The 12,592-nt window shown below is 45.3% G+C and carries 8 protein-coding genes; 2 read left to right on the top strand and 6 right to left on the bottom strand.

Translation table 11 applies throughout. The features are described 5' to 3' along the window. Positions 1 to 66: 66 nt before the first annotated feature. The 3 genes from M977_RS07165 to M977_RS07155 form a co-directional block, all read right to left on the bottom strand. A complete protein-coding gene (locus M977_RS07165) occupies positions 67 to 1,383 on the bottom strand; it encodes a sensor domain-containing diguanylate cyclase (RefSeq protein ID WP_157092053.1) in 1,317 nt (438 codons plus the stop codon). Positions 1,384 to 1,589: 206 nt separating this feature from the next. Then, the gene (locus M977_RS07160; protein WP_064513561.1) at positions 1,590 to 2,108 is read right to left on the bottom strand and encodes a hypothetical protein; all 519 of its coding nucleotides are present in this window, start codon (positions 2,106 to 2,108) and stop codon (positions 1,590 to 1,592) included. Further along, positions 2,105 to 2,887, bottom strand: coding sequence for a winged helix-turn-helix domain-containing protein (locus M977_RS07155; protein ID WP_064513558.1), 783 nt, complete (start codon positions 2,885 to 2,887; stop codon positions 2,105 to 2,107). The genes M977_RS07160 and M977_RS07155 overlap by 4 nt, the downstream gene beginning before the upstream one ends. A gap of 978 nt (positions 2,888 to 3,865) precedes the next feature. Here M977_RS07155 and M977_RS07150 point away from each other — a divergent pair. Next, positions 3,866 to 4,471 carry a helix-turn-helix domain-containing protein gene (locus M977_RS07150; RefSeq protein ID WP_064513556.1) on the top strand — a complete coding sequence of 202 codons (606 nt, stop codon included), beginning with the start codon at positions 3,866 to 3,868 and terminating at the stop codon, positions 4,469 to 4,471. Between the two features lie 96 nt (positions 4,472 to 4,567). Here the strand turns inward: M977_RS07150 and M977_RS07145 are convergent, their stop codons facing one another. From M977_RS07145 to M977_RS07135, 3 genes are all read right to left on the bottom strand, one after another. Continuing rightward, positions 4,568 to 5,941 carry an HlyD family type I secretion periplasmic adaptor subunit gene (locus M977_RS07145; RefSeq protein ID WP_064513554.1) on the bottom strand — a complete coding sequence of 458 codons (1,374 nt, stop codon included), beginning with the start codon at positions 5,939 to 5,941 and terminating at the stop codon, positions 4,568 to 4,570. Next, positions 5,928 to 8,099, bottom strand: a complete 2,172-nt coding sequence (locus M977_RS07140) for a type I secretion system permease/ATPase (protein ID WP_064514186.1) — start codon at positions 8,097 to 8,099, stop codon at positions 5,928 to 5,930. The genes M977_RS07145 and M977_RS07140 overlap by 14 nt, the downstream gene beginning before the upstream one ends. Positions 8,100 to 8,214: 115 nt before the next feature. Further along, a complete protein-coding gene (locus tag M977_RS07135; protein ID WP_064513552.1) occupies positions 8,215 to 9,558 on the bottom strand; it encodes a TolC family outer membrane protein in 1,344 nt (447 codons plus the stop codon). A 405-nt stretch (positions 9,559 to 9,963) separates the two neighbouring features. On the opposite strand from M977_RS07135, the gene M977_RS07130 reads away from it, so the two are divergent. Then, the coding region (locus tag M977_RS07130) for a retention module-containing protein (protein ID WP_157092052.1) at positions 9,964 to 12,592 on the top strand (2,629 nt) is incomplete at its 3' end.

Genomic DNA, 12,592 nt, shown 5'->3' with positions numbered 1-12,592 from the left:
TAAAAATAAGTGTTACTAACACTCGGCTATCGTGCTCTATTAATACACTCTTGTATTAACCTGGCATCATGTGGGTAATGTCATGGCTATCTCATCGTAAAAGATGACATTGTTTTTCCCTTTGTCTTTTATGTAATACATCGCCACATCAGCTTTTTTCAATAGTGTGGCAACATCTTGCCCATGGTCAGGGTAAATTGAAATGCCAATGCTGGCAGATAAAAAATCGACTGTTGTTGCTGAGAGTTCGTAGTTATCTGAGATTCTTGAAAGCAATGTTTTAGCAAGTTGGATCACCGCATCTTCTGTTTGTTCGCAAACGACGATGATGAATTCATCACCACCAATTCTTGCAACAAAGCCTCCCTTGCCAACAACGTTCCTGAGCATTTTAGATATCTTTACCAGCAGCTCATCACCAATGGCATGCCCCCAGACATCGTTAACACGTTTAAAACCATCGAGGTCAATAAACATAATGAACAGTGGCTGTATCTGTTTCTCAAACAGTGTATTTAAATGACTTTGTAAATAAACGCGGTTAGGTAATTGAGTTAACGAGTCATGTTGCGTCATTTGTTGTAATTGCAAATTCTTCGAGATTAACTCTCTTTTTAGAAGCTCATTGCTTAAATGCTCTTTGAAATTAATAAACCAGATGAAGATTGCTAACATAAATACCAGCGCGATGAGTATTATCATCGTCATCGCAATCGTATTTTCGATGTTGTCATCATGGTTTATAGCAAGAGATGATGCGGCTACTGGAGCCATATTCATTTTGCTGGTACCTAAAAAGTGCATGATTGCTACACCGGTACAAAGAGTAATTGTGGCACCCAATCGACAGAAGTTGGCATAGCTGTCGTTTTTACTCGTCATAACCAACATCAGATGGGTTAAATGCAACATGCCTAATGAAGTAATAAAAATAACGATTAGCGAAAGAGTGATATGAGCATTGCTGACAGACCAATCTCCCGCATTGATGATTGCTGCCATTCCCAGGTAGTGCATGGATGCCGCGGTTGCAGAAAATATCAATGCAGGCAGCAGATAATGATTTTTGCGTAATTGTTTGAATAAAAAGCAGCCAAAACCAAGTGAGCAGCCAATAATAGCAACAAGTAAGGAGGCCAGCGTTATCTTAATGTTATAATTTATAATGTGACTATGATGATGTGCCTGCATCACCATGTAGTGTAAAACCCATATCCCACAGCCCATAGTTGGGCCGCTAAATAAAGGCCAGCAGTTATGTTTTTTTCGAGCGCCAGCCTTACATAGCCAAAAAGAGACATAAAAAGCCAGGCATGCAATAATTACTGCGAGTAGGACTAATGAAATATCATAATTAAATAACATATTTAACTTAAAGTTCACTCTTAAAGGCGTGCATGTTTATTATAATCTTAATGTGCAGTGGGATAATAACGATGTACTTAATATGTTCAAGATTTTTTTATTCTTTTTCATAAATTAAAGACAACCAAAGACTTGATTGTCTTTTTAGGTGCTGAAAATTTTGTAGTTATGGCCAGACCTTGTTAAATCCATCCATGCACAGTGGCGATGTTTACAGCTAAACGTCACGCATCATCAGGTAGCATGTACTTCTGGCAGTACAAGTAAGGTACACCTTCACGAGTGATGAGGTCAGCGTCCTTGTTCAGCGTAAAAATATCGATATCGGTCACTCCTGAGCTTTTCAAATAAAAGTCAGGAAGAAATTGCTGAACAATGCCTGCTGGGGTTGTTTCACGGTTTGAAATGACAATCTGACGAGAGACCCAAACAGGGCTACGCCCATAGTCTGCGAGTGTAAACAGGACGGTTCGCTGGACGGTATACTCTTCTTGCGGGGTAACGTTAATGATGCCGTTAATGTGCGCAATGCCTTTGCCATCCGCGGATTTGAAATCGACAATTCCACGAAATGATGCGTTGTCTCTGACTATCTGCAAAGTCGCCCTGCAGGCGAGGCTATGCGGGTTTTCGTAAGACGGGTGGTGAAGATACAGCACCACGCCAGAAAGTATCGCGAGACATACTAAAAAAACGATGCGCGTTTGTGTTCGAAGAGAGGCAATCGCGGTGAGTATCTTCATTTACTATCATACCGAGGGTAATAGACTGACTGACAGGAATTATCATGTGACAAATCCATACCGGTAGTGCACAGAATGATTGAGATATTTTTCGTCTCAGGATATGCCGTTATATAGAGAAATTTATTATCACTACACATCTCAGGATGTTCCTTGATAAACCCCTCATGGCGGAGATAGTTGCTGGCATCATCATTAAAAAAATAGTGGCATTGGCCATCATATTTTTTTGAAGCAACATAACCCGAGAAATAATTTTCGCTGGTTACTTTTGGGTAGAGAAGCACACCAGCTATTAGCACGGTAAACATAATAATGAGCGTTTCTACCAGATTTAGTTTCGGCAGTTTTTTATTTTCGACTCTATTGGTTTCCGTTACAGAGGGCGTCTCTGTAAGTTCGATATCAACCTCAGATACAGCATAATCCCACTTTTTTTCAATGGTTATTTCTTGTTGAATAAGTAGACCTTTGCGCGGAACCGTGGTGATTATTTGCTTCTCTACATTCATTTGTAAAAATGACTTTCGTAGAGAGAGAATACTTTGATAAAAGGCGTTAAAGCTAACTTGCCTGTGGCTTTCACCCCATGCGAAAGCGAGTAACTCATTCTGAGTCACAATTTCAGCGTGATTTCTGAGCAACAACAGCAGGCATAAGGAGGCTGTCGGCTTGAGCTTTATCTGTTCATGGCTGTCTGTATGCACCAGACACTGTTTCTCAGGTAGGAATATTATTTTATTTTCAATGAGATAACATAGATTATCTGCTTCGGACATATTGCCAGTACTCTCGTTGACTCAGGCTGGTTTTCCACCTGCCATTATAAGCACAATGTGGCATGGAATAATCCAGCCTTTTAGCGACTTTACCCTGAAGACACTTCCCGGATTTTTAGTATACTTATAATTAACAAGGTTTTAACTGTTTTTATACATAAAAGGTTATTTAAAATCAATACCTTATGGTTTTTTATTGTTTCTTTTTTAACTGAAAAGAAAAAGTTATCAACGCAAAGATTAAAAAAATTACGTATCTGCCTTCAGATAAATATACTCACTGACAGAGCAGCACGAGGGGGCAGGCGTGGTATCTCAGGGTTAGATTCTCAATAATGTAAATTTGAAAATGAAATTTAATAACTGAGTATTTTAGTCGCCTTTACTCATCGTTGACGATGTCTCACCATAACAATGGGGCTATGGCCATTGAATAAACTATTTCAATTAATAGTATGTATTTATGGGGTTTCAACCCTGGTGTTTATGTTATTCAGAGTGGTATGGCTTTTAAAGCAGGTAAGAAAATATCAGCAGAATGATACTGCCTGGTTTAAAGATAAAATTGATACCGTAATTGTGATATCAATTGTTTGGCCATTGTATTTATTATATATTATTTTTCAAGCTATTTTTAATCCCTGCTGTATATGGAATGACAGTTGTGACTGTTTAAAAAATGACATGCGGTGATATTATTTTCCCGAGTGATTGTTTCATTGTTAGATAATTAAATTATCATAAAGTATGTGGTTGTTCATGAGCGTAGAATATTGTCTGGCAGGGAATTCATAAGGCTATTCTTTTCAAATCGCCATCCTACAATCCTCAGTATCTGGCTTATCAATCGCAGGTTTACCGTAATGTTCTATATTGATATACGTGCCGAGTAGCGGGTTATCAATTTACATTAGGGTGATCTCCTTTGCTTTTCGCCAGGAGATAATCTCAATCCCATAACTAGAGTAAGAGAAGCTGATGTCCATTCTTAATTTTGATGAATCTGTAATGCTCATTGGAGATGAGATTAAAAAATCTGAAAACGCTTATTTCTCTCTGAGAAAAAAACGTCAGCGCATTGAAATGAAAAGAGATGGAAACATCTTTTATCTTGAGAAAGGCTCCGTCTCTGTTTACCGAGTTGAAAATGACCTTGTTACGGTGAGCTTTACCGCACCCGCTATCCTTGGCCTGGCACAGATGCGTAATGATGTGATGTCTCATTACCTGCGGTGTGACACGGACTGTGAGATGTGGGTGATGAATTCGACTAATGCTAATGAGATGCTCAGTAAGAAAAACCTATGGATACATGCATTTGATATTTTGACTAATCATCTGCAGCGTTATTTCCAGCGTGAAAATCTACGTTCACATAAAACGATTCGCGAAATTGTGACGGAACATGTGAAGCACATTTGGTCCCTTGAGCCTGAAATTCGTGAAAAAACATCAGTTTACACATTCATACTCAGTAGGAACCACATTTCACGTAGCGCTATCCATAAAGTGCTTCAGGAGTTGGTTAACGAGGGTAAATTGACATTGAATCGTGGGAAGTTGTCTTCGTTTAATGGCCAGTAAGACAAACCTGAGTGTGATGTTTTTAACGCCAAACAGCTACTGAATCTCACCATAAAAAAAGCCGCAACATCATCTGTTGCGGCTTTTTTATCGTTTCTATCTTTCGCGTAACGCTTCTGCTTTGGCGCGAATAATCGGCTTCAGCAGATAACTCAGAATAGATTTCTTACCAGTTATGATATCGACTGAGGCGACCATACCCGGAATGATGACCATGGGATGCTCTTTGGTCCCCAGGTAGTTCTTATCTGTGCGCAGGCGTGCAATGTAGTAACTGTGGCCTTCTTTATCGGTTATGGTGTCCGGGCTTAGCTGTACCAACTCGCCATTCAGACCACCGTAGGTGGTGTAGTCGTAAGCGGTAAACTTCACCACCGCATGTTGCCCTGGGTGCAGGAAGGCAATGTCACGCGGCTGAATTTTCACTTCGATAAGCAATTTGTCATCAAGTGGCACGATTTCTACTAAGTCACTGCCGGGCTGAATAACTCCACCAATGGTGTTAACCATAATCTGCTGGACGACACCGCGAACAGGCGAAACTACCATGGTTCGATTGACGCGGTCTTCAAGAGCCTTGCCAGTGGCTTCTGCTTTGCTCAGATTCGTGCGTGCTTCGTTAAGCTGTGAAAGCGCATCGCTCTGGAAGCGGTTACGACTTTCGCCAATCTTATTTTCAATCTCTTTCGTTTCTGATGCAGATTTAGGAATAGAAAGAGTGATGGAGTCCAGCAGCCCTTTAGTTTCCACTTCAGTGCGGCGTAAGCGCAGGATTTCAACTTTAGAAATTGCACCTGATGCCAACAGTGGCTCAGACATTTTGATCTCTTGCTGCAGTAAACCCAGGCTGTTCTTGTACTGTGCCTGTTTGGACTGGAAGTCACGCAACTCCTGTTTTTTCTGCACTAACTGTTCCTGAAGACCTTCGATTTCATTCTGGAACTGGCGACGGCGACTATTAAATAAATCGACTTCCCCGCGTGCTACTTCTGGAGCCTTCTTAGCAATCTCATCAGAAATAACAAACTCTTTGTCTTCGGCTTCCGCTGTCAGACGGTCGATTTTAGCCTGCAAGCCGAGTTTGTCTGCTTCAGTCTCACCAACATTTGATGCAAAACGAGTGTCATCCAAATGAATCAACGGCGCGCCAGCTTCAACGATTTGCCCTTCATGCACATACAGCTCGGTGACAATACCGCCTTCCAGGTTCTGTATTTTTTGCAAGCGTGATGACGGGATGGCTTTACCTTCGCCACGTGTAACTTCATCAAGTTTGGCAAATCCTGCCCAAACGAACGCCAGTAAGACTAATACCAGGATAGTCCAAAGAGTCAGACGAATAACGCGCGGGGAGTCATCAATCAGAGCATGACTCACCTCGTTAATGTTATCGGCCTGGTTCTCATCGCGACCTTTAAAGTAGTGGCGAATTTGCGGGCGTAAACGTGCAAATAACTCAGCGAGACGCATTGATTTGACCCTTCTTCAGCGCATCCATAACAATGGCTTTCGGGCCATCAGCAATAATGCGTCCTTTATCAACAATAATCAGTCGATCAACCAGTGTCAGCATCGACGCTTTGTGCGTCACGAGTAACAGTGTTTTATCAGCGACAAATGGCACCAGCGCTTGTTTAATCTTGTCTTCACTGGTGTTGTCCATCGCACTGGTTGGTTCATCAAGCAACAGGACTGGTGGCTCCAGCAGGAGTGCACGAGCCAGTGCAACAGCCTGGCGCTGCCCGCCGGACAACTGCATACCACGCTCACCAACTTGCAAGTTGTAACCGTCAGGGTGAACACGAGCAAATTCGTTAACGCCAGCAAGTTTCGCGGCGCGCAGCATCGTTTCATCGTCGACATAACGGGCACCACAAATCAGGTTATCGCGCAGTGAACCATTAAACAGCTGAATGTCCTGAGGAACATAACCAATGCTGTGGCGCAAATCGTTGACGTCCAACTGACGAGCATCTACATCGTCGATCAAAATATTACCGCCGGTAGGCTGGTAAAGATTGATTATCAACTTGCTAATCGAGCTCTTGCCCGAGCCACTACGACCGATAATACCTACGCGTTCGCCGGGCTTAATGGTCAGATTAATCTTTTGCAGTGAAGGGTTTTTCTGCTCGGGATAACTGAAATCGACATCTTTGAATTCAATGCTGCCACGGAAGGTTTCACGCTTCAGAGGATGCTCATGATCGCGTCTCTCCTGCGGCATCGACATCATTTGTTCGGTGTTTTTGATAGTCAAACGCGCCTGGTGATAACGGGCAATCAACCCGGTCAGTTGGCCCATCGGCATCAGCGCACGGCCATTAAGCATGTAGCAGGCAATCAGGCCACCCATGCTCAGCTTGCCGCCAATAATCATATACACGCCGACGATAATCATGATGACGCCAGACATTTGCTGGAACCATCCGGTCAAGTTGCTGGCGAAGCTGGATAATGTTTTAACGCGTAATTCCAGGCGGCTTAAACTGCCCAGAGTTTGCTCCCATTGATACTGGCGTTCGCTTTGCGCGTTGTTGACTTTGATAGCATCCAGGCCACTGAGTGTTTCAATCAGCAATGCCTGACGCTCACTTGCCAAACTCATTGTTTTGGCAACGGCAGCATTTACCGGTTTCTGCAACGCCCAGCTAATCACCAGTGCGATAGGGAAGGTGAGTAACGGAATCCACGCCAGCGTCCCGCCGATAATGCCAATCACCAGCAGCAGCACCAGCGTAAACGGCAAATCGATAAGCGTGGTCAACGTGAGTGAGGAAAGGAAATCACGCAGCGACTGAAATTCATGAATGTTTTGTGCAAAGCTACCTACGCGAGCAGGGCGCGCTTTCATCTCCATGCCGGTAATACGCTCAAAGAGCGTGGCTGAGATAATCAGGTCACTCTTTTTACCGGCAATGTCGAGGCAGACACCGCGCAGCATTTTTAAGATCAAATCGAAAACAAACGCCATGCAAATACCGACGGCCAAAACCCACAACGTCACCGTGGCATGATTGGGTACAACCCTGTCATACACGTTCATGGTGAACAGCGGAGTTCCTAGCGCAATCAGGTTAATCAGCAAACTTGCTAATATCGCATCCATGTAGAGATAGCGAGACAGCATCAGCGTGTCTTTGAACCAGGATTTTGTACGCGGCAGGAAAGATTCAGACTGTAAGTCAAACTCATGGCGAGGATGTGCAAAAATCACCTGGCCTGCGTAGTTTTTCTCAAGTTCAGCTGCATCAATATTGATTTCACCGCCTTCGCTCTCGCTTGGCATAATGCGAGCAGTACCATCGGCGTTCCAACCAAGCAGTACGGCGGCACCACCATCACGTAGCATAAGAATCGCAGGCAGAGACATAGCGGCGATTTTATTGAGCGAACGTTTGATGACACGCGCTTTTAACCCTGCACGAGCGGCAGCACGAGGCAAAATAGCCAGCGTCAGGCGATCGTTCTCCAGCGGCAGCCCACTACTCAAAGTCGAGCGGCTCGCTGATTTACCATGCACAGAACAAAGAACCAGCAGGCAATCAAGCAATGGATCGTCATTGCGACTGCGCGGGTCATGATAATGCGACTCCTCAATAGGAGGAGCCTCTGACATTGTATTCATGTGTTCAACTTGTGAATTCATTGATGAGAATGTTCCTGACGCAATTATTCAGCAAAAATAAAAATTAGCTAACACTGAAATAGTTTATTGAGAAACTATTTCAGTTAAGCAAATGCTAATTAAGCTCAGGTAATGAGTTATTTTCTGGAGAGTCTATTGGTTGACCTGCAGGCACTGGATTAATTTTAAGTGCTTTTAATAATTCACCCGTACGCGCGCAAATACGATAACCCGTCGTAATTTCCAGATAACGTAATTCAACAAGGCGGCGTTTAGATGAGAATACTTCATTTTCACTATCCAATAAATCCAGCAGAGTTCGTTCACCCAGGCTGAACTGATCCTGATAAGCGGTACGAACTTTCACGCTGCGGTCGGCATAATCGGTGGCTGCGGGAATTTGGTCTCTGGCGCTTTTTAATGCTGACCATGCAAGGCCAATTTCCTGATTCATCTGGCGCAGAGTGTTATTGCGCACGTCCTGAGATTGTTTTTCCAGATACGCGCGGGACTGCATTGCTGCTTTATCGCTGCCACCCTGGTACAGGTTGTAATGCAGTTTCACCATCGCCTGCCACTCTTCTGAATGGGCGCGAGTCGTGTCGGTGTCATTACTGATGCTGCGAGATACCGCTACATCAACACGTGGATAAAACGTTGATTTTGAAGCTTCATATTGCTGGCGAGCAGCCTGAATATCAGCATTGGCAGATTTCAGCAGCGGGCTGTTGTCTTCCATTATGCGTTTGGCATCTTCAAGCGATTTTGGAAGGAAGGCATCAATACTTTCAGGCAGACTCAGGTTTTCAGGCGCTTCACCGGTCACACTCATGAATGTAGTATTGGCATCTTCGAGGTTGGTTTGCTCAGTCAACAAGTTGTTGCGAGCCTGCGCCAGACGCGCTTCTGCCTGCATTAAATCGCCTGAACGGCCAACACCCTGATCGGTACGTAAACGAATCTGGTCGTAGATACGTTCATGGTTCGCGAGGTCATCTTCTGCCAGATGCACATATTCCTGGCGTTGCAATACATCAAGGTAGGCCTGAACCACCTGGAAGGCGGTATTTTCGCTGATGTTGAGCACGTTAAAAGCGCGGGAATCAACGGTTGCCTTTTGACGGCCAACTTCACTAGACGTGGCAAAACCGTCGAATACATTCTGGTTGAGGCTAAGCGTGGCGTCGTTTGGAGACAAATTCATGCCATTATTACTGCCACCCGCTCGCGTGGTAGCATCATTGATGTTTTTCTTGCCTGCTTCGGCATCTACATTCAAAGAAGGAAGATATCCCCCACGAGCTGCGCGCAAATCCTGCTCTGCAGAATAACGACTATTTACTGAAGCATTGACTTCCGGATGGCTGGATAAAGCTTGATTTACGGTATTTTGTAAAGTTGCTGCGTTAACTGATGGTATTGATAAACAACCAAGTATAAAAAGGGAAACCTTCTGCATTTTATGAAGCCTTTATATTGCGCGCGTTAACGATATCCCTATATCACGCCTTATATCCATTTCAGTTTTAACACGAAACATCATATTAATTAACAAGTGCAGAGGTCTTTATCTGATTACATTAAACGCAAGTTTCATTCGCAATGAAATTTAATGTTCTGTAATGTGATGTTTCACTTTTCGTCATTTTTGATTATATTTAACGCTCAGTCAAGTCTCCGCTAATAGAGTTCTAATAACTGTGTTTTTTTCTACATTTATAAATACTCCCCAGCAAGGATATGTCCATTAATGGGCATTTTTCTATTTTTTGGTTATGTATTACAAATGAAATAACAATGTTATTAATTATTTAATTTATTGCGACTTTTATAAAAATAACGATGATTTTCAAGAGAGGGTTCTGTGAGTAATTTACTCGGTGTTATTAAAGCGGTCATTGGTCAGGTTTATGTAGTAGAAGCAGATGGCTCGCAGCGTCTCTTGAAAGAAGGTGACAGAATCTACAGTGGTGAAGAGATTGTCACGGGAGCCAGCGGTGCGGTGAGCGTATCACTGCCTGACGGCAAAACCATGGATCTCGGACGTAATAGCCACTGGAGTGAGCATGGCTTGAATGCAGTAAGCACTGCAGAGCATGACACTCAGGATGTCGCATCGTTACAGAAATCTATTGCTGACGGCGCTGACCCGACACAAGCATTAGAAGCAACCGCTGCAGGCAATGAAGCACCGGTGCAAATTGAAGGCGGCGGCGGTGGCCACACTCTGGTGCAGTTAGATTTAACCGGGCAGATAATTGATCCAACCGCCGGTTTTAAAACAGTAGGACTGGGTTCGCCGACATGGGAACTTAACTTACCTGAGAACGGCTTAGCCGATGCTGGAGCACCTCCAGTTTTACCACCGTTAGTTAACATTGATGATTTTGCTGGTAACGATGGTTTTATTAACAAAAATGAAATCAATCACACCAATATCAGCGGTACCAGTAATCAAAATCACATCACGCTGACCTTCACAGATAGCCAAAAAAACACAATCACCATCGACGTACCTGTCAATAATGGCCATTGGACATTACAACCAGATTTAAGTGGACTGGTGGAAGGTGAGATAAACGTTACCGCCACAGCTACAGATGTATCTGGCCGCAGTGCATATAGCACGAATGATGCCGTGATCGATGTTACTGATTTGCACGACAACATCACCATCGACAACGTCACATCTGATAACGTTATTAACATCAACGAATCTCACGAAGCGCAGACCTCCGTTCACGGAACAGTTAGCGGCGATGCAAAAATCGGTGATGCCATCACATTAACCGTCGATGGCAAGGAATATCACGATGTCGTTATCGATCTCGGTAATGGCAACCTGGGCTATCGGATTAATGTCTCAACTCAGGGGTTGCTGGCCAATCCGAATATTCATGCCACGGTGACGTCAACCGATGAGGCTGGGAACACGACTCAGGCATCCAGCGATCATACTGTAGCTATCGATCTCGACGTTCACAACACCGTCACCATTGGTACGGTAGCGGGCGATGACGTGGTGAATGCCAGTGAATCGCGTATGCCAACGATGATTGGTGGCGTAGCGGGTGGCGATGCTCAGGCTGGTGACCCGGTAACCGTCACGGTTCAGGGCCAGAATTTCCATGGTGTGGTGGTTAACGACAACGGTCAGTTGCGCTATGAAGTCGCGGTGCCAACCAACCTTCTGAACGAAGGGGCGAATGATGTTCAGGTGCAAATCGTCAGCCATGATAACGCGGGCAACGAAGCGATAGCCGTAGAGCATCACAACGTCACTCTCGATACCCATGCACAAAATGCGCTGACGATTGAGACGGTTGCTGGTGATGACACAGTGAACCGTAGCGAATCCCGTATGCCAACGTTTATCAGCGGTGAAGTTACCGGTGATGCGCAGGTTGGCGATCATGTGGTTGTCAGTGTTAACGGTCAGAATTTTAATGGCGAAGTGGTTGCTGATGAAAACGGCAAACTGCGTTATACCGTGCCAGTGCCAACTTCAGCACTTAATGAAGGCAGCAACGATGTGCAGGTGATGGTCACGGGTGTCGACAATGTTGGCAACACGGCTATTGCTGTTGAACACAAGACAGTAGTACTGGATACACAGTCACATAACGCCCTGACCATCGAAACGGTGGCGGGTGACAACACCGTTAACGCCAGCGAATCTCGTATGCCAACGCTCATCAGCGGAGAGGTATCCGGCGATGCACATGCAGGCGACCATGTGGTGGTCAGCGTTAACGGCCAGAACTTCTACGGCACCGTGACCGATGAAAATGGCCAGCTGCGCTATACCGTGCCGGTCCCGACTCATGCGCTGAACGAAGGCAGCAACGATGTGCAGGTGATGATCACCGGCACTGACAATGCTGGTAACGCCACCACGGCAGTCGAGCACAAAAACGTGGTGCTCGACACCCATGCCGAGAACCATGTGCTCATCCAGACAGTGGCCGGTGACAATGTGGTGAATGCCGCCGAATCCCGTATGCCGACGATGATCTCGGGTGTGGTGAGCGGTGATGCGCAGGCGGGCGATCACGTGGTGGTCAGCGTGAACGGTCATGAATACCGTGGCGACGTGGTGGCGGATGCCAATGGTCAGTTGCGTTATGAAGTGCCGGTGCCGACGGCGGCGCTGAATGAAGGCAGCAATGACGTACAGGTGATGGTCACCAGTTTGGATGCATCCGGTAACACCGCGATTGCGGTTGAGCACCAGAACGTGGTGCTCGATACCCAGGCACATAATGCCCTGACCATCGAAACGGTGGCGGGTGACAACACCGTCAACGCCAGCGAATCCCGTATGCCAACGCTCGTCAGCGGAGAGGTGTCCGGTGATGCGCAGGCGGGCGATAACGTCGTCGTCAGCGTGAACGGCCATGAATATCACGGCAATGTTGTGGCGGATGCCAACGGTCAGCTGCGTTACGAAGTCCCGGTGCCAACCGCGGCGCTGAATGAAGGCAACAATGACG

This window comes from Buttiauxella gaviniae ATCC 51604, assembly GCF_001654835.1.
Taxonomy (GTDB): domain Bacteria; phylum Pseudomonadota; class Gammaproteobacteria; order Enterobacterales; family Enterobacteriaceae; genus Buttiauxella; species Buttiauxella gaviniae.
This window is presented reverse-complemented; position numbering and strand designations above follow the sequence as displayed.

Bases quoted from the DNA above. Each gene is read 5' to 3' on its own strand.
- M977_RS07160 (WP_064513561.1), bottom strand. From the start codon at position 2,108: ATGAAGATACTCACCGCGATTGCCTCTCTTCGAACACAAACGCGCATC.
- M977_RS07155 (WP_064513558.1), bottom strand. From the start codon at position 2,887: ATGTCCGAAGCAGATAATCTATGTTATCTCATTGAAAATAAAATAATA.
- M977_RS07150 (WP_064513556.1), top strand. From the start codon at position 3,866: ATGTCCATTCTTAATTTTGATGAATCTGTAATGCTCATTGGAGATGAG.
- M977_RS07145 (WP_064513554.1), bottom strand. From the start codon at position 5,941: ATGCGTCTCGCTGAGTTATTTGCACGTTTACGCCCGCAAATTCGCCAC.
- M977_RS07140 (WP_064514186.1), bottom strand. From the start codon at position 8,099: ATGAATACAATGTCAGAGGCTCCTCCTATTGAGGAGTCGCATTATCAT.
- M977_RS07135 (WP_064513552.1), bottom strand. From the start codon at position 9,558: ATGCAGAAGGTTTCCCTTTTTATACTTGGTTGTTTATCAATACCATCA.